18 protein-coding genes are annotated in these 20,343 nt (G+C 41.6%); 7 read left to right on the forward strand and 11 right to left on the reverse strand.

Annotated features, from left to right (window positions below; genetic code table 11):
• The first annotated feature begins 13 nt into the window (after positions 1 to 13).
• Positions 14 to 1,657, forward strand: coding sequence for an acetolactate synthase large subunit (locus VIM91_RS06330; RefSeq protein WP_331863972.1), 1,644 nt, complete (start codon positions 14 to 16; stop codon positions 1,655 to 1,657).
• Here the strand turns inward: VIM91_RS06330 and VIM91_RS06335 are convergent.
• Positions 1,654 to 2,217, reverse strand: coding sequence for a nitroreductase (locus VIM91_RS06335; RefSeq protein ID WP_331863973.1), 564 nt, complete (start codon positions 2,215 to 2,217; stop codon positions 1,654 to 1,656). The genes VIM91_RS06330 and VIM91_RS06335 overlap by 4 nt on opposite strands.
• A 301-nt stretch (positions 2,218 to 2,518) precedes the next feature.
• On the opposite strand from VIM91_RS06335, the gene VIM91_RS06340 reads away from it, so the two are divergent.
• From VIM91_RS06340 to mnmE, 3 genes are read left to right on the forward strand one after another with little or no spacing between them, the layout of a single operon-like run.
• On the forward strand, positions 2,519 to 3,439 hold the full coding sequence (locus tag VIM91_RS06340; RefSeq protein WP_331863974.1) for a hydrogen peroxide-inducible genes activator: 921 nt from the start codon (positions 2,519 to 2,521) through the stop codon (positions 3,437 to 3,439).
• A 13-nt stretch (positions 3,440 to 3,452) separates the two neighbouring features.
• Positions 3,453 to 4,175, forward strand: a complete 723-nt coding sequence (locus VIM91_RS06345; RefSeq protein WP_331863975.1) for a VacJ family lipoprotein — start codon at positions 3,453 to 3,455, stop codon at positions 4,173 to 4,175.
• Between the two features lie 3 nt (positions 4,176 to 4,178).
• Positions 4,179 to 5,534: a tRNA uridine-5-carboxymethylaminomethyl(34) synthesis GTPase MnmE gene (mnmE, locus tag VIM91_RS06350; protein ID WP_331863976.1), complete on the forward strand. Its 1,356-nt coding sequence runs from the start codon at positions 4,179 to 4,181 to the stop codon at positions 5,532 to 5,534.
• A gap of 15 nt (positions 5,535 to 5,549) precedes the next feature.
• Here mnmE and VIM91_RS06355 read toward each other — a convergent pair whose 3' ends face one another.
• Positions 5,550 to 6,350, reverse strand: coding sequence for an HAD family hydrolase (locus tag VIM91_RS06355; protein ID WP_331863977.1), 801 nt, complete (start codon positions 6,348 to 6,350; stop codon positions 5,550 to 5,552).
• Between the two features lie 170 nt (positions 6,351 to 6,520).
• Here VIM91_RS06355 and VIM91_RS06360 point away from each other — a divergent pair, with 170 nt between their 5' ends.
• The 3 genes from VIM91_RS06360 to VIM91_RS06370 all read left to right on the forward strand — a co-directional run bounded on the left by VIM91_RS06360 (position 6,521) and on the right by VIM91_RS06370 (position 9,668).
• The gene (locus VIM91_RS06360) at positions 6,521 to 8,593 is read left to right on the forward strand and encodes a BCCT family transporter (RefSeq protein ID WP_331863978.1); all 2,073 of its coding nucleotides are present in this window, start codon (positions 6,521 to 6,523) and stop codon (positions 8,591 to 8,593) included.
• A gap of 110 nt (positions 8,594 to 8,703) precedes the next feature.
• On the forward strand, positions 8,704 to 9,087 hold the full coding sequence (locus tag VIM91_RS06365) for a YkgJ family cysteine cluster protein (protein ID WP_331863979.1): 384 nt from the start codon (positions 8,704 to 8,706) through the stop codon (positions 9,085 to 9,087).
• A 17-nt stretch (positions 9,088 to 9,104) separates the two neighbouring features.
• On the forward strand, positions 9,105 to 9,668 hold the full coding sequence (locus VIM91_RS06370) for a Sua5/YciO/YrdC/YwlC family protein (RefSeq protein WP_331863980.1): 564 nt from the start codon (positions 9,105 to 9,107) through the stop codon (positions 9,666 to 9,668).
• A gap of 18 nt (positions 9,669 to 9,686) precedes the next feature.
• Here VIM91_RS06370 and VIM91_RS06375 read toward each other — a convergent pair whose 3' ends face one another.
• The 9 genes from VIM91_RS06375 to VIM91_RS06415 all read right to left on the reverse strand — a co-directional run bounded on the left by VIM91_RS06375 (position 9,687) and on the right by VIM91_RS06415 (position 20,181).
• Positions 9,687 to 11,282: an iron ABC transporter permease gene (locus tag VIM91_RS06375; protein WP_331863981.1), complete on the reverse strand. Its 1,596-nt coding sequence runs from the start codon at positions 11,280 to 11,282 to the stop codon at positions 9,687 to 9,689.
• 52 nt (positions 11,283 to 11,334) lie between these two features.
• Complete coding sequence (locus VIM91_RS06380; protein ID WP_331863982.1) at positions 11,335 to 12,363, reverse strand: extracellular solute-binding protein; 1,029 nt, start codon at positions 12,361 to 12,363, stop codon at positions 11,335 to 11,337.
• Between the two features lie 94 nt (positions 12,364 to 12,457).
• Complete coding sequence (locus VIM91_RS06385; RefSeq protein ID WP_331863983.1) at positions 12,458 to 13,135, reverse strand: ABC transporter ATP-binding protein; 678 nt, start codon at positions 13,133 to 13,135, stop codon at positions 12,458 to 12,460.
• A gap of 109 nt (positions 13,136 to 13,244) precedes the next feature.
• Positions 13,245 to 14,897, reverse strand: a complete 1,653-nt coding sequence (locus VIM91_RS06390) for a BatD family protein (protein WP_331863984.1) — start codon at positions 14,895 to 14,897, stop codon at positions 13,245 to 13,247.
• Positions 14,891 to 16,834, reverse strand: a complete 1,944-nt coding sequence (locus VIM91_RS06395; RefSeq protein WP_331863985.1) for a VWA domain-containing protein — start codon at positions 16,832 to 16,834, stop codon at positions 14,891 to 14,893. The genes VIM91_RS06390 and VIM91_RS06395 overlap by 7 nt, the downstream gene beginning before the upstream one ends.
• Positions 16,831 to 17,850, reverse strand: coding sequence for a VWA domain-containing protein (locus VIM91_RS06400; protein WP_331863986.1), 1,020 nt, complete (start codon positions 17,848 to 17,850; stop codon positions 16,831 to 16,833). The genes VIM91_RS06395 and VIM91_RS06400 overlap by 4 nt, the downstream gene beginning before the upstream one ends.
• Positions 17,847 to 18,311 (reverse strand): DUF4381 domain-containing protein, encoded by a 465-nt coding sequence (locus VIM91_RS06405; protein WP_331863987.1) that lies wholly within the window; start codon positions 18,309 to 18,311, stop codon positions 17,847 to 17,849. Before VIM91_RS06405 ends, VIM91_RS06400 begins: the two co-directional genes overlap by 4 nt.
• Positions 18,308 to 19,225, reverse strand: coding sequence for a DUF58 domain-containing protein (locus VIM91_RS06410; protein WP_331863988.1), 918 nt, complete (start codon positions 19,223 to 19,225; stop codon positions 18,308 to 18,310). Before VIM91_RS06410 ends, VIM91_RS06405 begins: the two co-directional genes overlap by 4 nt.
• Positions 19,222 to 20,181 carry a MoxR family ATPase gene (locus VIM91_RS06415; protein WP_331863989.1) on the reverse strand — a complete coding sequence of 320 codons (960 nt, stop codon included), beginning with the start codon at positions 20,179 to 20,181 and terminating at the stop codon, positions 19,222 to 19,224. Before VIM91_RS06415 ends, VIM91_RS06410 begins: the two co-directional genes overlap by 4 nt.
• Between the last annotated feature and the right edge of the window lie 162 nt (positions 20,182 to 20,343).

The following is a 20,343-nucleotide window of genomic DNA, read 5'->3' on the forward strand; positions in this document are numbered from 1 at the left end:
TGGAAGAATGCATATGCAAGCGGCTAAATTATTTGTTGAGTGTTTAGAAAACGAAGGCGTGGAATATATTTTCGGTATTCCAGGTGAGGAAAACCTCGACATGATGGACGCTTTATTGGATTCAAATATTCAATTTATTACCACTCGCCACGAACAAGGTGCCGCATTTATGGCCGATGTTTATGGCCGCTTAACCGGTAAAGCCGGCGTATGTGTCTCCACCTTAGGGCCAGGCGCTACCAACCTTGTTACTGGGGTTGCAGATGCGAATATGGACAATGCACCCCTAGTCGCAATCGCAGGACAAGCCGCTACCACTCGCATGCACAAAGAATCTCATCAGGTAGTGGATTTAGTTAGCATGTTTAAACCTATCACCAAATATGCGACACAAATTTTAGAACCCGGTACGATTCCAGAAGTCATTCGGAAAGCATTCAAATTAGCTCAAAGCGAAAAGCCGGGGGCGAGCTTTATTGATTTCCCTGAAAACATTGCTGAAATGGACACAAATGAACGTCCATTAACGGTTTTTCAAAATCGATTAACTAGCGCTTCCGAAGCCCTAATCAAACAAGCTGCTATTGCAATTCAACAAGCTAAAAATCCTTTAATCTTGGTGGGTAATGGCGCGGTTCGCGCCAAAGCGGGTGGCGAAGTTTACGCATTTAGTAAACAACTTAATATCCCCGTCGTTAATACGTTTATGGCTAAGGGTGTGGTGCCGTTTTTCAAAAATAAAATGGCCATGGGTACTGCTGGCTTGCAAAAAGGCGATTATGAAAATGGCGGTTTTTCAAAAGCCGATATCGTCATTTGTATTGGGTTTGATATGGTGGAATACCATCCACATTTGTGGAATCCAAATCGAAATCACAAAATTATTCATATTGATACCTTGGCGGCTGAAGTTGATTCCAGTTATATGCCAGAAATTGAATTAGTTGGCGACATTGCTCACAACCTGCAAAATTTACGCAGTTTAATAAACTTAAGCCAACCCCAACCCATAGATCATCCATTACGTGATGCCACTATGCAGGAAATGAATCGCTGTGCCCAAAGTCAAGACTGGCCATTATTACCGCAAAAAATCATTTGGGATCTTCGTACTGCCATGAAATCAGATGATATTGCAATATGTGATGTAGGCGCACACAAAATGTGGATGGCGCGAATGTTCCGAGCCGAAAAACCTAATACCTGTATTATTTCAAATGGTTTTGCCGGTATGGGTATCGCTGTGCCTGGCGCGATTGCTGCAAAATTAGCTTTCCCTGAACGTGCGGTCGTCGCCGTAACAGGTGATGCTGGATTTATGATGAATTCGCAAGAAATTGAAACCGCTATGCGTTGTAATGCACCGATCGTTATCTTAATTTGGAATGACAGTCAGTACGGCTTAATTGAATGGAAACAAAAAAGAAAATACGGTCGTTCGGCATTTATAGATTTTAAAAACCCAGACTTTGTACAGTATGCTCAATCTTTTGGTGCTAAAGCTCACCGAATTGAGCAAGCCGATCAACTATTACCCACCTTGGAACAGGCTTTAAAAACGCCTACCGTAACAGTAATTGATTGTCCGGTAAATTATTCAGAAAATGATCGTTTAACTGAATTATTAGGCAATGTCATCTCAGAAATGCAATCTTAAGGATAAATGGATAGCACCTGAGATACAGGTAAACGTTGAGATTCTGGAACGCATTGCGGATAACCCATATATAAAATCCCAATCAATTCAATTTCTGCCGGATCTAAACCTAGTATTTGATAGGTTTTTTCATGATTAATAATGGGTCCTGTACTCCATTGAACACCAAGACCTTGTTCCCATGCCGCCAATTGAAAATTCTGAATTGCGCATGCACAGGCTGCATAATCTTCCTTAGATTTTACCGAATCCAAACTACAAACTTGACCTACAATAACGATTTGAGGATTCGCCATAAAACGTTCACAAGCTTTTAGATAAATTGCATTGTGTTCTTCCGAACCTGCAATAGCTCGTTTATCCGCTCGAAGCTTCGCATACAATTGAGTTAAGGCTTGTTGGGTCTGATCACCTATCAGATAAAATCGCCAGGGTTGAGTTAAACCATGATTTGGTGCCCAAATAGCCGCTTCTAAACACTGATTAAGCTTGTTAGATTCGACCTTTTGATCAATAAACTGATAAACCGTCCGTCTTTGCTGCGCAAGTTTTAAAAACATAACAACCTCATTAATTTGCTAAAGATTGTCTAACAGATAGATTTAAAGCGCAAGCCAACAACTCGACTAACAAGGTGTGTATAAATGGGGATAAAATTAAGTTTATTGTAAAACTCAAATGTTATCCACAATTCACTCACACTCCATACAAACAAAACAACCCCAGTTCTTAGACAGGTTGATAACAATCTAACTTATTGATTTATTATAATAAATTTGAGTTATACCAATTTAACAGCTAGACAATAGAAACAAAGAAAAGAAAAAAAAGAAAAACTAAATACTTTATAGGGATAACTTCATGACGCTTAATGAGCTCAAATACATAGTCGCAGTAGGAAAAGAACGCCATTTTCGCAAGGCTTCTGAAATTTGCTTTGTAAGTCAGCCTACCTTAAGTATTGCAATCAAGAAATTTGAAGAAGAATTAGGTGTAACCTTATTTGAACGCCATAAATCCGAAATTATCATCACCCCAGTTGGTGGAGAAATTATTAAATTAGCAGAAGAAATTTTGCATAAAAGCCATTTGATCAAGCAAATAGCGCAAGAAGAACAAGGTGATCATAGTGGAGAATTAAAAGTAGGTGCTATTTATACTATTGCGCCTTATTTACTGCCTAAACTCATACCTGAGTTCCACAATCTCGAACCAAAAATCCCCTTTATTTTGCAAGAAAACTATACCGTTAACTTAATAGAGAAACTTAAGAATGGTGACTTAGATGTGGTTATTCTGTCTTTACCCTTTAGTGACCCACATATTGAAACCCTTGAACTTTACCAAGAACCTTTTGTAGTGGCCTTACCAAATGATCATCCATTAACCAGCAAAGATTCACTTACTTTGAACGATATAGAAAAAGAAACATTATTACTACTTGGCTCAGGACATTGCTTTAGAGAGCAGGTGGTAGATGCATTTCCTAACTTAAATCAATTAAACCTGCAACATACTCAATTACAACGTACCTTAGAAGGCAGTTCTTTAGAAACCATACGATTTATGGTTGCCTCAGGAGCGGGTATAACCATCTTACCTTGCAGTTCACTCAATACACATGATGCCGATTTATTTACCGTAAAAAAAATAGATTCAGCAAACTTATCTCGTGCGGTTGCATTGGCTTGGCGAAAAAGCTTTCCAAGAAAACAAGTCTTAAATACCTTAAAAAAGGCGCTAAAACAGGTGCAAATTCCTTGTACAATACAGCAACACTAATTGTACGAATTTTATGAAAAATCTTAAATATCAATTAATAGCACTTTTATGCTTTTTATTCTCTACGCCGGCATTTACACAAATGAATGCCGAAGATCCTTACGAATCTTTTAATCGTTCTATGTTTGAGTTCAACATCGCGTTTCATGATTTAGTGGGTGAACCGATAGGTAAGTCTTATAAAAAATATGTGCCACAACCAGCTAGAACAGGTGTCCACAACTTTTTTATTAACCTAAAAATGCCATTAAACATGACCAACAATTTGCTTCAAGGCGAAGTTGAACAAGCCTTAGGCGATTTTATGCGTTTTACAATTAACACCGTTTTTGGTTTAGGTGGCTTATTAGATATTGCAACACCTGCCGGTTTGCCCTATCAAAAAGAAGATTTTGGTCAAACCCTGTATAAATGGGGATTATGGAAAGAATCCTCTTTTGTCGTTTTACCCGTGGTAGGTGGGTACACTTTCCGGGAGTTGATAGGAGCGGGAGTTGATGGTAGCTATAACCCTACTTATAACTATATTATTCAAACCGATATGCAAGGCCGCACTAAAATCTTAATAGCAGATCAGTTTGATAATTATGTGCAGGTAATGGACTTGATTGAAACGGTTAAGGATTCCTATGATCCGTATATTTTTTATCGTGAAAGTTATTTACAATATCGAAATAACTTAATTTATGACGGCAATCCACCCAAACCCGATCTAGATGATTTTGATTTCAATTAATCTATGAAATTTAACCAAACCGATACCATAGCTTCAATTGCGACTCCACCTGGCCGTGGTGGGGTTGGTATTGTGCGTGTATCAGGTCCACTTGTCAGTGATATAACAAAAAACATGTTAGGTTCACTACCATCAATTAGAAAAGCGCATTACGGTGCTTTCTATGGCTCAGATAAGCAAGTTCTAGATCAAGGCATAGCGTTATATTTTCAAGCTCCCAATTCATTTACTGGCGAAGATGTTTTAGAACTGCAAGCACATGGTGGACCCATTATTTTGCAATGGATACTTAATCGTGTAATTGAATTAGGAGCTCGTTTAGCCCAGCCGGGTGAGTTTTCTAAACAAGCTTTTTTAAATGACAAATTAGATTTAGCCCAAGCCGAAGCCATTGCCGATATTATTGAAGCTTCATCGGATCAAGCCGCTCGTAGTGCTTTAAAATCTTTGCAAGGTGATTTTTCCCATCAAATTGATGAGATGGTCGAAGCCTTAATTCAACTTCGGTTATATGTAGAAGCCGCTATAGATTTTCCAGAAGAAGAAATTGATTTCTTGTCAGATGGTCATGTCGCTGGACAAATTGAACATTTATTACAGCGTTTAATTGCGATTCAAAAATCGGCACAGCAAGGGGTTTTATTACGCGAAGGCATGTCGGTGGTGATTTTGGGTCGACCCAATGCTGGAAAATCCAGTTTGCTGAATGCATTATCAGGTCGAGAAAGTGCGATTGTGACTGATATTGCCGGTACAACGCGTGATGTATTAAAAGAAGAAATCCATATTGATGGTATGCCCTTACATATCTTAGATACGGCGGGCTTAAGGGATTCGACTGATCAAGTTGAAAAAATTGGCATTGAACGCGCATGGAAAGCACTTGAAAATGCAGATCGAGTGTTAGTTGTATTACAAGCCGGTGAAGCAATTCACCCTGAAGATCAAGCTATTTTAAATAAACTCCCAGCGAATTTACCAGTTAGTTTAATTCGCAATAAAATTGATTTGGTAGATGCACAACCAGGCCTGGTAGAAACTAACGATCACACTGAAATATGGTTGTCCGCTAAACATAAAATAGGTTTAGATCTGCTAACTTCGCATTTAAAAAATGTGATGGGTTTTCAACAAACATCCGAAGGGGTTTTTATGGCACGAAAGCGCCATTTAGATGCGATCCAACAAGCGTTAGATTCAGTACATAATGCACAACACCAACTTGAACATTTTGCAGCAGGTGAATTAGTTGCTGAGGATTTAAGGTTGGCGCAAGATGCATTATCTGAAATCACTGGTCGGTTTAGTTCAGATGATTTATTAGGGCGTATATTTAGCTCGTTTTGTATCGGTAAATAACCAAAACGGCATTTATTAAAGTGCTTTGATGAGTTGGGTTTGTAAATAATGAGCAACGCCATCATCAGCATTTGATCTAGTTTGTGCCGCCTGCGGTAATTGAGCTTTCAAATCCGGATGGGCATTTTGCATAACCACTGGATAACCGACTAACTTCAATAAATCTACATCGTTTAAACCATCACCAAATGCCATCACTTCTGATGCCTTAATATTTTTTTGCATCAATACTTTTTCTAGGGCTTTACCCTTTGACACGCCTTTATTCATGACCTCTAAATAAGTTTCAGTGGTAAAAGTAATATAAAGCTGATCCCCTAGCTTGTTGATGAGTTGATGTTGAAGTGGTACTAGTTTTTGATGAGGCGCGTTAAAGTAAAATTTATCAATTTTCTGATAGTTAATGCTATTAAAATCGGTAATTTGGTATTGAAATCCTGAGCTGTGATGTATATCCAACAAGGCTTTATTAGGTTCTTCTACCAACCATAAATCTTGCTGGTAGAGATTTCGATGCACTTCGTAACCCGCAGATAAATTTAGAATTTGTTGAACTAAATTTTCAGGAATATGATTTTCATAGATGAGTTCGGCTTTTTCGTTATGAACACGAGCGCCATTTGAAGTAATTAAACGAGTTGGGATGTCTAATTGTTTTGCCAGTAAATACACATCTTGATAATGTCGACCTGTAGCCAACATCACTTCAATTCCTTGCTGATATAACTGTTGTAAGGTGTGTTTGGAAACTTCAGAAATAGAGTGATCTTGGTTTAATAAGGTACCGTCTAAATCAATTACAACCAGTTTTATCATATTGAAGACTCAAATTACAGTGGCCGCCACTTTATCAAAAATTCGTGTTATTTCCTATCCTTAAGCCTTTAAATATATGTACTTAAACCAACAAATACTTAGATTGTTGATTTCATTTATAAGGGGTTTTTGTTAAGGTTATTAACATCAAAAATTTTGGAGAAGCCGTTATGCGTTCATTAAAAATTACTTGGCCGTCCACCGTCTTAGTCCCAGTATTTATTCCTGCTGTGGTGGTTATTTTTTTAATGATCGTTGGCACACTCAGTAATCCTGAATTAGCGGGTCAAGTTTTTTCACAAACCTTATCCTATATCACCGTCAGTTTTGGTTGGTTTTATATGCTGTCGGTGGCGATTTTTTTAGTCTTTATTGTTTCGATCGCCTTTACCAGTTGGGGAAATATTAAACTTGGGCCGGATCATGCCGTACCGGAATACAGTTTTCCGGCTTGGTTTGCGATGTTATTTTCAGCCGGTTATGGGATTGCGTTATTGTTTTTTGGCGTTGCTGAACCGGTATTGCATTATGCCTCCCCACCAGAAGGTGCCGCTGAAACAGTGGATGCGGCCAAACAAGCCATGCAAATTGCATTTTTCCACTGGGGTTTTCATATCTGGGCAATTTACGGTTTGGTCGGTTTAACACTTGCCTATTTTGCATTTCGTCATGGTTTACCACTTTCAATGCGCTCAACCCTTTACCCATTAATAGGTGAAAAAATTCATGGTCCAATGGGCCATACCGTCGATACTTTTGCCATATTAGGCACGACTTTTGGGATTGCAACGACTTTAGGTTTATCTGTTTCACAAATTAATGCCGGTATGAATTATTTGTGGCCAAGTATTCCAGTGAGCACAAGCACGCAAGTTATCACGATTGCGGTGATTACGGCTTTAGCGATTATGTCGGTGGTGGCCGGTATGGATAAAGGCATCAAACGTTTATCTTTAATTAATATTGCATTAGCGATTTCGATTATGGCGTTTGTGTTTATTGTGGGTCCGACCATTTTTATTCTAGAAACCTTCCTTGAAAACACCGGCAGCTACTTAAGTGGCATAGTTGAACGAACTTTTAGTTTACAGGCTTATACCTCAAGTGATTGGATCGGAAATTGGACGTTATTTATCTTCGGTTGGACGATTGCCTGGGCACCGTTTGTGGGTTTATTTATTGCCAAAATTAGCCGTGGTCGCACGATTCGCCAGTTTGTATTAGGTGTCATGTTGGTACCAACTATTTTTACCTTTTTATGGTTCTCGGTGTTTGGTGATACGGCATTGCATTTAATTATGGTAGAAGGTTACACAAATTTAATTGATCAAGTTCAAGCTGATCATGCGATTGCTTTGTTCCAATTATTTGAGCTATTGCCATTTAGTAGTATTGTTTCATTTTTAGCGGTATTTCTAATTATTACCTTCTTTATCACCTCAGCCGATTCCGGCGCGTTAGTGATTGATTCATTAGCTTCTGGTGGTGCTCTTAATACACCTGTTTGGCAGCGGGTTTTCTGGGCGGCTTTATTAGGTGTGGTGGCTTCTGTGCTTTTAATTGCAGGTGGTTTAAGTGCTTTACAAACGGCTTCGATTGTAAGTGCCTTACCCTTTGCGGTGATTATGTTAATTGCGGCTTTTGGGATGTGGCGTGCCTTAAATATTGAAACCCATCGTGATATGAGTTTACAAAATGCCATGCAAGGGGGCCGAGCTCATCAATCAACCAAAGTTTGGAAACAGCGTTTAGCCAATTTGGTGGATTTCCCAAGTCGTGATCAAGTTGAAAAATTTATTATGGCCACGGTTTTGCCCAGCATGAAGCAGGTCGAAAAAGAATTACAGTCACAAGATTGGCCTGCTCAGGTATTTGTTGATGAGGAGCAACATAGGGTTCGTATCGAAGTCTTTAAAGCAGATCAAATAGAGTTTATATATGAAGTTCGGCTGCGTAATTACACCTTGCCAGGCTATGCTTACCCAGAAATTAACCGCGCGGATGAGGCCGAGGAAACGCATTATTATCGAGCCGAAGTGTTTCTGCGTCGCGGCAGTCAGTCATACGATGTCTATGGTTATGAACAAGCTGATTTAATTTCGGACATTCTTGATCATTTTGAACGTTATTTGCAATTTTTACATACTTCACCCGGTATTTTGCCTTGGAATAACCAACATTTAGAGGAAGATGAATTACCACCTCAAATGTTAAGTGATAGCGCGCAAGACCAACAAAAATAGTTTAGTAACCGACTATTTTTTTGGCCGACTCTGAGTAGAATAAGCCATCCGAATTTAATCGGATTTTGCTAGGCTGTTCGATTAACTCATATTTCTTTGGAGTCTTATGTATGGATACGTTTAATCCATGCTTGTCTTGTGGCGTGTGTTGCAGTCATTTCCGCGTATCGTTTTACTGGGCAGAAGCGGATCCTTTCTTAGGCGGTCAGGTGCCGATTGAGTTGACGGAAAATATCAACCCGCATTATATTTGTATGCAAGGTACAAATTGTAAAACCCCACGTTGCGTAGCTTTAAAAGGTGAAGTTGGGGTTGAGGTGTCGTGTTCTATTTATGATAAACGACCCACACCTTGTCGCGATTTTCCTTTGTGGTTAGAAGATGGTTCAATCAATCCAGAGTGTCAACGTATTCGTGCTTTGCATGGTTTAGGCCCAGTTGATCCGCCGCATAATCCCACTCATATTCCACCTAACTTCCCTCAGGTGGCTTGATTGACAAGAGGTCAAATATGTTTGATAAACGCTTACTAGAACAAATCAGTGAAGCTCGTTTAAAAGTTAAGCAAGGTGAAGTGATTGCCTATCCTACAGAAGCGGTTTTTGGTTTGGGGTGTGATCCGTTAAATCAACAGGCGGTTGAGCATTTGTTAGGTTTGAAACAACGTCCGCAATCAAAAGGTTTGATTTTAATTGCGGCCGAAGTGAATGCTTTAAACCGATTTTGCAAATTACACAACCAGGCCTGGTCAGACAAAGTTTTAGACTCATGGAAAAAAACAGATCAAGCCATTACTTGGTTAATACCTAAAACTGATATTTGCCCAAATTGGATTAGTGGTGAACATGACAGCGTGGCCGTTCGATTGAGTCATCACCCGATTGTGCAAGCTTTATGTGGAGACGGTGTGTTGGTGTCAACTTCTGCCAACCCAGCGAGTTTATCACCGGCAAAAAACTGCCAACAAGTAGCGGAATATTTTAATCAGCAAGTTTGGTGTTTGGAGGCCGCTTTAGGTGGTTTAGCTAATCCTTCTCAAATTTGGGATGCGCAAACCGATCAACGTCTGCGTTAATTAATTCAAGCCTTCATGTTATTTGGCGCGAATTTTATAGCGTTTATTGATTCGATGTACCATATAAAGTCCTAACAAACCCAATCCCAGTAGCATTAAAGATGGAATGGCTGCGCGTTCATATAAGCCTTCCGAACTCAACTCGTAGACTCTTATTGCTAAGGTATCCCAACCGTATGGCCGCAATAAATAAGTGGCGGGTAATTCTTTCATTACATCTACTGCCACCATAAAACCCGCGACCACCAGGCCTGGTTTTAATAATGGAAAATAAACTTGTGAGACCAAACGCGGTGTATTAGCACCTAAACTGCGAGCCGCTTCGGTCATAGAGGGTGTAATACTATCAAAACTGCTTTCGACTGGGCCATAAGCCACGGCTAAAAACCGCACCATATAAGCTAATAATAAGGCAAAAATGCCGCTGCTTAGCCAAATACCTTGGCCGGGTGAAACAAACTCACCTATATCAATAATCAATAACATAATACCAACGGCTAACACTGAGCCGGGTAAGGCATAACCTAAGTTAGCAAACCGAATCCCAGTTTTTAACGGCCAAGATAAGTTTGTTTGTTGACGCACACTGTTTACAATCACAGCAAGTCCAACCGTTAATAATGCTGAACCAACTGCTAGTACAAAGCTATTGCTTATCCAGTCTAAATAACGCGTATCCCATTCTAGGTTTAGGCTAGCAAGTGACCAGAATAGCAATTGTAATACCGGCAAAATAAAGGCGAATACAACCACCGAAGAGACTAAAGTTGTTACCAACCAGGCCTGGTGGCCTTTAAGTTTATAAGGCCGCAAGGTCATGCGTTTATTTGAATCGTATCTGGCACGCCCGCGACTCCAGCGTTCGATAAATATCAGCAATATGGCGATACCAAGTAATAAGGTAGAAAGTTGAGCAGCCGCTTGTAATGAGCGGAAGTTTTCCCAAACACTAAATATGCCGCTGGTGAGAGTGGAATAATTAAAGATAGCGACCGTACCAAAATCGGCCAATGTTTCCATTAAAGCCAACATCACACCCGCTGCAATCGCCGGACGCGCCATAGGCACTGAGATTCGCCAAAAGATACCAAAGCCTGACATACCTAATAGGCGGGCACTTTCGACTAGGGTGTTATTTTGACTATAGAAGGCATTACGCGCCAACATGTAAACATAGGGATAAAGCACTAAGGACATCACAATCATGATGCTGAGCTTGCCATCTCGAATATCCAATCCACTCCAGCCGAATGATTCACGTAAAAAAGTTTGAACCGGCCCCGGGAAATCAAATAAACCTAAATAGACAAAACCCAGCACATAAGCTGGGATAGCAAAGGGTAAAAACAACATCCATTCTAATAATTTTCGCCCTGGAAACTCGCACATAGTTACAAACCAAGCCAAACTGACGCCGAGCAGAGTCACACCGATTCCCACACCCAGCAATAACCATAAGGTATTGCCGATCATGTCCCATAATAGGGTGTCGGATAGATGCTGCCAAATGGCCGAACTGGGTTCAAGCCAAGCGCTTAATATGCGAAGTAGTGGTAGGCTGATCAAAATGATCAACCCCCACAAAGCGATATGCCATAGGGTTTTAGAATTCATGCGCTTATTTTAGTGCGAAACCCAGCAGACATTGTGTCTGTCGTTGACTTTTTTACTCATAATTTGCGCGATTAATCAGCATAGTGGCAGTTTGCTGTAATTCCCCTAGGCGTTTTAGATTGATTTCGTCTTGTTTAAACACACCCCAAGACTCAACTTGTGGGTCAACCGTTACATTTGGATTGGCGGGATATTCACGGTTTAATGCGCCAAATATTTGTTGAGCAGGTTTTTCAGACAACCATTCAATCAGTTTTAGAGCATTATCGGTATGCTTTGCGTGCTTTAATAAACCGGCGCCTGAAACATTGATGTGTGTTCCAGTGCTAGATTGGTTTGCCCAACTTAAACGTAATGGTGTGTCTGGATTTTCGGCTTGCAAACGACCATAGTAATAAGTATTCACTAAACCAACATCACACTGACCAGCCAAAATCGCGTCCATCACATGCGAATCTTTGGCTTGAGGTTTGGCGGCTAAATTATTGACCCAGCCAGTTAAAATTTGCTGTGTTTGTTCTTCACCGTGATGCTCGATTAAAGACGCGACTAACGATTTGTTATAGACTGAATTTGAAGTACGTAAACATAAACGGCCTTTCCATTTCGGATCAGCCAAATCTTCATAACCGATTAATTGATCCGCCGATAACCGATCTGAATGGTAAACCAAAGTTCGAGCTCTCACTGACAAACCTGTCCAAAGTTGTTCAGGGTCTTGTAAATGTGCTGGAATATTACGTTCAATTACTTCGCTTTCCATGGGTTGAAATAAACCTTGATCGGCTGCATACCAAAGATTACCCACATCGGTGGTCATTAAAACGTCGGCGGGTGTGTTGCTGCCTTCTGCTTTTAAACGTTCGACTAAAGCGTTCGCTTTACCGGTTTGAAACTGCACCTCAATGCCGGTTTGTTTGGTAAATTCATCAAATAAAGGCTTAATCAAATGTTCGGCACGAGCGCTGTAAACCACCACGCTATTTGACTGGGCTTGAGTTTGTTCGGAATCGGTATCTTGTGAACAACCTACAATCAATAAAGTACTTAAAGCGAAGAATGCGGCGAGTATTTTTTTCATGAGACCCCCATGTTAAATTAACGTTTTTGTAAAAGAGAATTATTAATATTTAGATTTCAAAAAAAACGCCTAATAGGGCGTTTTGTGTTTTAGCTTAGATTAAGCGGCATTGGTATGTTGCCATTCGGCATGGGCCCAATAAGCAACTTTCAAGTGTCCCATAGCGATCACACATTAATTCGGCTTCACGAAAGGTGTGTGTGACGAGTATGGCAGACGTATTTTGCTGTTTAAGAAGCTGGCGAATTTCAATTGCCAAATGCTCGCTCAAAGTGGTGTCTAGGTTTGAGAAGGGTTCATCAAACAAGATTAAACTTGGGCGTGGTGCTAATGCACGGGCTAAAGCAACACGCTGCTGTTGGCCACCCGATAACTCATGCGGATAACGCTGTTCTAAACCTTGTAATTGAATTAACTCAATCAGTTCAATTACGCGTGCTTTACGTTCAGCTTTAGACATTTTGTTTAGACCAAAGGCAATGTTTTCTTCCACCGTCAAATGTGGAAATAACGCATTGTCTTGAAACACCATGCCTACACCGCGTTTTTCGGGCGGTATCGTGCATTGGCAGCTGGCTAAACAATCGTTGTTTAGGCAAATTTCACCTTTGGCAATTTCAACAAAACCTGCGATTGCACGCAATAACGTGCTTTTCCCACAGCCACTTGGGCCAAGGATGCCGACAATTTCACCCGCCGCAATGTCCAGATTAAACTGGTCAAGTACCGGCGTTTGATTGTAAACCACTTGTATGTCGCTGATCTTTAACATGATGCTGCCATTTGATAAGTCATTTGTTAAGTGCAAATGTAAGCTAAATGATATTAATTTGCAATAGCAATTAGAATTAAAACTCTTTTAGAATTCAAAATTTCTGTGACTAGAGGTTATTTGGGGTAGATTTTTGATCTGGGTACAGCTCTGCCAAGGGAGAATTGGATTGGCGATGTTCTTGTGTTGTTAGGCCATTTAATTCATGTAATAAGGCTTGTCGATCAAACGCATTTTTTGCAGCCTGAGGATGATAAAGCTGAGTTTGTAATGCTTGCATGAGTGCAAATAATGTTGGGTGTTTATGCTCTAATTCGCTCCAATGTTTGATTTGATAATGGGTTTTTAACCACTGTTTGAGCGCAAAATCCAGTTGTGTATCTGACAATTGGCTTAATTGTGCAATACTGGCGTCGTCGAGTTGGAGTTGCGTTAGTTCTGGTTTTTCGGATGGGTTAGGTGTTTGATTATTACCACGACGTTTCAGTAACAGCACTAAGGTGATTAACCACAATATCGCTAATACCAAGCTTATAACTGGCCACAAAATGGAAGTTGATTGTGGTTGGTTCATAGCCGTTTCAATCGTGGTTTCGGCGATATCCACACTTTGTTCTAGGGCTGGATTGGCTTCGACCTTAAATGTTTTTGCCTCCAGTCGTGCGATTTCTAATTGGTCAGTTTGGGTATTCCACCAAGGAATTTCAATAGCTTCAAAAATAAGATCACCAGGCTTAAGTAGTACCATCATAAAGTCCTGAGTTTTATGACTGCTTAAACCGCCGGATTGAATATGATCATTTTGGCTGGCTGGATCATGATAACGCCGATAGTCTTCGTTTTCTTGCCATTTAAAGTTAGGTAATTGACTGGCTTTTAAGCCGCGCGCTTGCAGGCTGATGCGTCGTCCTAGGGTTTCGCCGGCTTTTAATGTTTCAGGCTGAGTCCACTCATCGGAAAGTTGTAACGATTTTGCTGGTAACCAGTTGGCATCAGCCGGAAACTGAGCTGGAATCGGTTTGACATTTAGTTCGATGCTTTGTGAGACCTCTTCTACTTGGCGCAATTGGCGTTGATGCAATAAGGTGCCGTCAAAGTGCTGCGCTGGAATTCTGATCTTGCCACTGGCTTGCGGATAAAGTGCATATACCCATTCATAAACCCGGTAGGTACGACCGTTTATTTGGCGCTCAAAACTGCGCTGGTTTTGTAAACGCTCAACCATGAAACCATCAAACTCGGGCGCATCAATATTGCCGCGCACTAAAGAACCTAAATGATAATAACGCAGGGTGAAAAGCACTTCGCTTTGCACATAAGGATTGGCGTTATCCACCTGAGCCTCTAAAAAACTTACACGATAGTCGGCTCGTTTTTTTGAAGCGGCTGACACGCTAATTTGAATAGGTTGGGTTTTAAGCCCCTCGACTTCAAAAGGTGGAATTTCAAGTTCACCAATGCGTTTGGCTAAAATTTGCACATCCCAATTGGTGACCGCGCTGAACTGCCCGTTCACCATTTGTAATTGGTTTGAAGCTTGTGAACCTAATATTTCAAAATCTTTTTTAAGGGGTTCTAAGTCTGGGCCACGGCTGGTGGTTTGAAAGTTAGCGCTTATATTGAGTTGAATAATATCGCCTTGTTCGACTAAGTTTCGATCTACGCTGGCTTGCAGGGTTTTTTCGGCCCATACCAGGCCTGGTATTAGGCTTAAAACCAACAGCAGAAACATCAAAGGGCGAATTTTTTTGTGATTTACCATATTTTGCGCTCGTTTTGCTGGGGATCATCCGGTGGATTTTGTTGGTATTGATAGTCAAATTTACGTTTTAAAAACAAACCGGGCTGATCTGGAATTTGATTCAACCAGGCCTGGTTGGCTTGTTTTTGTTCACGTTGGTTGGCCTGTTGTGTGGTTTCATTATCATCAGGTGTTTCTAAACTCGGTTGCTGACCTGCAGAATTTTCTGATGCTTGCTCAGCTTCGGTTGGCTTTGATTCTGAGGTGTCACGGGCGTCGTTTGTTGGTTGCGGAGTGTTAGCCTCAGACGCTTGTTGGCTAGCGGCCGCGTTTTTTTGCGACGTTTGTGATTCGGCCTGATTGGACTGTACCTGATCTGAGTTAGGATTGGCTTGGTCTGATTCCTCGTTATTTTTTGATGGATCAGGTTGGGGTTGAGCAGAATCGGTTTGGTTCGATTCGGCTTGATTGGATTCTGATTTATTTTGATCCGAATCACTTTTGTTCGTTTGGTTCTGTTGTGTTTGTTGTTTGAGTAGGTTTTTAACCAGTTCTAAATTGTGCTGGGCTTGTTTTAAGTCAGGCTGTTTTTCTAATGCTTGTTGATAGGCTTGTTTTGCCGCTTCCAAATCTCCGGACTTGGCCAAGGCATTGCCTAGGTTATAGTGTCCTTCGGCGGTATTCACTTTTTTAAAGGCTTCGGCGGCTTCAGCGTATTTTGCTTGGCGGTATAACGCACTGCCTTGCCAAGCCGGATCATCAAACTCGCGTTCCGCGGCCACATAGTTGTGGTTTAACCAGGCCTGGTAACCACGTTGATTACCATTTAAATATACCTCGCGCCAGCGATCGGAGAGTTTAATTTCGGGTTTTTGTGTTGAGTGTTCTGGTTCTTGATGGATGTGTTGTGTTTCAGCAAAACTGGGTGGTGACATGACCAGGCCTGGTAGTAAAGCAATAAAGCCGATAGACAATAACCAGCCGCGTCTTGCTGAAAAGGCGGCCAAAATTAAAATGAATCCCAGTAAATACACGCCATAATCGAGTGGTTGGCTGATGGGTTTTGAATTCTCAGGCTTGGTTTGTTCAGCTAAATAGGCGGGTTTAAGTTGTTCTAAGTCTCGGTTATTCAGTTGTAAACGCACCAGTTTTGCATCAACTTGTTGGCTAAATTTTTGTAATTCAGCCAAAGGCAAGGGCGCTTGTACCAGGCGGTCTTGCGGGTCTTTTAATAACCCGTATTCAGGTATTTTCACCGCCCCGCCATTTTGTTCGCCAACGGCTAGGATGCTCAAACTCAGATTATTTTGTTTAATTAGTTTTTTAATCCTGTCATGTTGGTTGGGTTCAATGTCATCGGTGATCCAAATAATATGTCCCTGATTAATCTGTGCGCTTTTGAGTAAATCATTGGCTAACTCAAATCCGGCGGCGGCATCTGAACCATAAGACGGCATAATTAATGGATTGAGGTAGGGCAACAGGTTTAATAAAGTGGTGTTGTCATCCGATATAGGGGTAATGATATGAGCGGAACCCGAATAAGCGACCAACCCAGTGCGTAAGTCTGGGTTTTTTTCGAGTAAATCGTTTAACTTAAATTGCACCCGAGTTAATCGATTTGGTTCTAAATCATCGGCGTACATTGAGAGCGATAAGTCTAAAACAATGACACTTGCGCTGTTGGTTTTTTGAGCGGGCAATTGCACAGTCTGCCAACTTGGCCCGCTTAAGGCTAAAATGGCGGCTAACCAAACTGCGGCTAAGCCGGTCAATGCCCAATTTGATCCACTGGATTGGCTGGTTCTTTGCGCCAATAAATAAGGTTGAAAGGCCGGTTCAATCCAGTTTTTCCAGTCAGACTGCTGAGCTTGATAGCGTTTAATTCGCCACCAAAAATAAGTCGCTGGAATTAAAGCCAATAACCAATAGGGTCTTAAAAACACCAGTTCGGTCATACCAGCTCTCCGCTCTGCTGAGGTTTAGAGCTGTTGCGTGTATGCCGCCAAGCTAAATAGAAACTGAGCAATAACGCACCAGACAACGGCCAAATATAGAGTTCAGATCGTGCACGGTATTGATTAAGCGTAAATTCGCTGGATTCAATTTCATTAATCCGTTGATAAATGCGTGCAAGTTGGTCGGTTTGACTCGCCATAAAGGCTTCGCCTCCAGTTAACTCAGCGATGGTTTGGAGTGTATCAGTATCAATATCTCGTTGGCTCACTTGGTTGTTAACCTGACCAAATGCAATGGTATGAATCACCAGGCCTGCTTCGGCGGCTTTTTTAGCCGCTTCAATCGGGTCAACGGCGCCAGCGTTGTTAGAACCGTCGGTTAATAACACTAATACGGCTTTTTGATTGTTGGCTTGTTTTAGATGTTTGATCGCTAAGCCAATGGAATCGCCTAACGCGGTATTGTTGCCGGCCATGCTGATCGCGGTTTCGCTTAATAAGCGCCGGATCGCATTTAAATCATAGGTTAAAGGGCTCACTATAAAAGCTTGTGTGCCAAATACAATCAAACCCATTCGGTCGCCTTGGCGTTGGCCAATAAATTCATCCACCACACTTTTTAGTGCGGTCAGCCGATCGACTTCACGACCCTCTACCAACATATCTGGTTTTTCCATACTGCCGGACAAATCGACCGATAACATCATGTCGCGTCCGCTGGATTCAAATGGTGTTGGGGTTAAAAACCAAACTGGGCGCATTGCAGCTAACACGATCAATAACCACATAACCAACCATAAAAAAGGAAGCCGAGTTGATCCCACGTTGAGTGTGACATTGATTTTACTGGGCTTAATTTGGTTTAGGCGCGCCATTAATTGCGGGGCTAATAAAGGTTTTTGTGGTTGGCTGGCGGGTTTTAATAAACGCATAACAAACCAAGGAATGAGCGCTAACAAGGCGAGCCAAGGCCAAATAAAATCGAAGTTTTCTAACTGTGCGAATAAACTAGTCATAAATGATGCCCCGAAATCCAACGTTGCGCGTAGCGTTGAATCTGGGCTTTATCTTGTTTAGATAAAGCGGGTCTTTGCATTTGATAGCGTTGGTTTATGAGTTCAAACGCCTTGGGCATTTTTATAAATTGGGCTTTGGATTGCAAAAAGTCTAACCAGGCCTGCTGGTCTAAATGTGCGCATGTTTGTCGGCCATAAGTGGTGATGGCCACTTGTTTAAGCAACTGGTTGATTTGGATTAAAAAGGTTTGATCATCGAATTGATTAATTTGCTGCAATTCTTGCTTGGCTAAACGGCGGTACAAACGTTGTTTGTGGCGTTGACGAAAATACCAAACCAAAGCAACCACCAAACCTAATAATGAAATCAAACTGATCCAAACGCTGCTTGCCAGTGGCCACCAACCAATCGCCGGTGGAATAATAATATCTTCTAATTGTTGCAAGGCTTCTGGGTTCATGGGCGCAATAATTTATGTCTGATTAAGCTATCAATTGTAGGTTGCGTTGAGTTAATCGCTATTAAGGGTATTTTAATCGCTTGCAAACGTTGCTTTAGCGAGTACCAGGCCTGGTGGTATTGGTTTGCATAGGCTTGCTGAACTTCAGGTTGGCGAGTGTCTAACTTAATACGTTGTTCCCCATCCGTTACCGACAATTGACTAAGCGCGGGTATGGCCTTATCCAGCTTATCTTCGATCTGTAAAAAATCGATGCTGTTATGGCGCGCCAGCGTTTTTAAGATTTTGAATGCTTCTTCGTCTAAGTTAAAGCCATCGCCAATTAAAATTAATCGACTTGCTGGATGAATCAATGGTTGGACTTTTTTTAATGTTTGCGACCAGGCCTGGTGGTGAGCCAACCCCGGCTGAGTCAGTTGATTATTTTGATCTATCGCCTCTTGAAACAATTGCTGTAAGGTTTTTTGTTGCCGTTTGGGCTCGATCCAACTACTGGCCGTTAATCCCATAATCAATCCACCGACTCGGTCGGCTTGATTTAAACTCGCCCAGCCTAAAATGGCCAAACAATCTAAAGCTAACACGGATTTAAAACAACGCTGGCTGCCAAAAAACAAGCTTGGAGTTTGTTCCACCAAAAACACAATTGGGCGTTCATGTTCTTCACTAAAGAGTTTAGTATGCGGTGTTTGTGTGCGTGCGGTGACACGCCAATCAATATGACGCACATCATCGCCGGCTTGATAAGGCCGCACTTCGTTAAATTCCATGCCACGCCCTTTTCGTAGGGTATGATTTGCGCCGCCGGTTTGCGCCATAATTTTTTGTTGGTGCCCGAGTTTTAAATGTTTCACGTGAAACCGCCAAGCGTTTAAGCGTGTTAAATCACTGTAAACGGCGGGCGTTTCATTCATACCAAAGTGACCCAATTTAGAATCTCATCCACAAGATTGTCAACGGTCTTACCCATGGCCTCGGCTTCAAAACTCAGCAAAAGGCGATGTCTAAATACATCATGAATCACGGCTTGCACGTTGTCCGGACTTACAAAATCTTGCCCATGTAACCATGCATGCGCACGAGCCCCGCGTGACAAGGCTAAGGTTGCACGCGGACTCACTCCATAAGCAATTTGTTGAGCTAGTTCGGCACTATAGTTTTGTGGTTGGCGAGTAATCATCACCAATTCGACAATATAGGTTTTAACCGCATCCGCCATGTGAATATTGAGAATCTCATCACGAGCGCTAAACAAGGTAAGTTGATCAATTTTATTAAGCGGTGCTTGTTGAATATCACGTGCTTCATTTTCTACCAGGTCTAAAATTAAGCGCTCGCTGTCACGATCTGGATAATCAATATTGACATGCAACATAAATCGGTCAAGCTGGGCTTCGGGTAATGGATAAGTGCCTTCCTGTTCAATTGGGTTTTGGGTCGCCATCACCATAAACAACTTTTCCATCGAAATCGATTGTTTGCCAACACTGACCTGACCTTCCCCCATGGCTTCCAATAAAGCCGACTGCACTTTAGCGGGCGCACGGTTAATTTCATCAGCCAAAATCAAGTTATGAAAAATAGGCCCAGCCTGAAATTCAAAACTGGCGGTTTCAGGGCGATAAATCTCAGTTCCTGTAATGTCAGCGGGGAGCAAATCGGGGGTAAATTGAATGCGATGAAAACGACCTTCAAGTTGTTGTGCCAAAGTTTTGATGGCTTTGGTTTTCGCCAGGCCTGGTGGGCCTTCAACTAATAAATGACCATCTGATAACAGGGCAATTAGCATGCGTTCAATTAAGTGAGGTTGCCCCACAATGGTTTGATTTAACGCTTGCTGTAAGGCTTGAAATTCGGTGACTAGGCTCATTGTGATCCTCTCAACATAATGAGCCCATCATTATGGCAAACTCAAGCGTAAATGCAATCCGTTTGAGTTTGAGTTAGTAAAGCTTTAGCTTGGTACATCAAAGTTACGTAAGGCGGTGCGATAGGCATTGAACGGGCTCAATAAAGCATCCGCTACAATCAT

The sequence above is a fragment of the Thiomicrospira sp. genome (genome assembly GCF_036568485.1).
Taxonomy (GTDB): domain Bacteria; phylum Pseudomonadota; class Gammaproteobacteria; order Thiomicrospirales; family Thiomicrospiraceae; genus Thiomicrospira.

Bases quoted from the DNA above. Each gene is read 5' to 3' on its own strand.
- VIM91_RS06330 (WP_331863972.1), top strand. From the start codon at position 14: ATGCAAGCGGCTAAATTATTTGTTGAGTGTTTAGAAAACGAAGGCGTG.
- VIM91_RS06335 (WP_331863973.1), bottom strand. From the start codon at position 2,217: ATGTTTTTAAAACTTGCGCAGCAAAGACGGACGGTTTATCAGTTTATT.
- VIM91_RS06340 (WP_331863974.1), top strand. From the start codon at position 2,519: ATGACGCTTAATGAGCTCAAATACATAGTCGCAGTAGGAAAAGAACGC.
- VIM91_RS06345 (WP_331863975.1), top strand. From the start codon at position 3,453: ATGAAAAATCTTAAATATCAATTAATAGCACTTTTATGCTTTTTATTC.
- mnmE (WP_331863976.1), top strand. From the start codon at position 4,179: ATGAAATTTAACCAAACCGATACCATAGCTTCAATTGCGACTCCACCT.
- VIM91_RS06355 (WP_331863977.1), bottom strand. From the start codon at position 6,350: ATGATAAAACTGGTTGTAATTGATTTAGACGGTACCTTATTAAACCAA.
- VIM91_RS06360 (WP_331863978.1), top strand. From the start codon at position 6,521: ATGCGTTCATTAAAAATTACTTGGCCGTCCACCGTCTTAGTCCCAGTA.
- VIM91_RS06365 (WP_331863979.1), top strand. From the start codon at position 8,704: ATGGATACGTTTAATCCATGCTTGTCTTGTGGCGTGTGTTGCAGTCAT.
- VIM91_RS06370 (WP_331863980.1), top strand. From the start codon at position 9,105: ATGTTTGATAAACGCTTACTAGAACAAATCAGTGAAGCTCGTTTAAAA.
- VIM91_RS06375 (WP_331863981.1), bottom strand. From the start codon at position 11,282: ATGAATTCTAAAACCCTATGGCATATCGCTTTGTGGGGGTTGATCATT.
- VIM91_RS06380 (WP_331863982.1), bottom strand. From the start codon at position 12,363: ATGAAAAAAATACTCGCCGCATTCTTCGCTTTAAGTACTTTATTGATT.
- VIM91_RS06385 (WP_331863983.1), bottom strand. From the start codon at position 13,135: ATGTTAAAGATCAGCGACATACAAGTGGTTTACAATCAAACGCCGGTA.
- VIM91_RS06390 (WP_331863984.1), bottom strand. From the start codon at position 14,897: ATGGTAAATCACAAAAAAATTCGCCCTTTGATGTTTCTGCTGTTGGTT.
- VIM91_RS06395 (WP_331863985.1), bottom strand. From the start codon at position 16,834: ATGACCGAACTGGTGTTTTTAAGACCCTATTGGTTATTGGCTTTAATT.
- VIM91_RS06400 (WP_331863986.1), bottom strand. From the start codon at position 17,850: ATGACTAGTTTATTCGCACAGTTAGAAAACTTCGATTTTATTTGGCCT.
- VIM91_RS06405 (WP_331863987.1), bottom strand. From the start codon at position 18,311: ATGAACCCAGAAGCCTTGCAACAATTAGAAGATATTATTATTCCACCG.
- VIM91_RS06410 (WP_331863988.1), bottom strand. From the start codon at position 19,225: ATGAATGAAACGCCCGCCGTTTACAGTGATTTAACACGCTTAAACGCT.
- VIM91_RS06415 (WP_331863989.1), bottom strand. From the start codon at position 20,181: ATGAGCCTAGTCACCGAATTTCAAGCCTTACAGCAAGCGTTAAATCAA.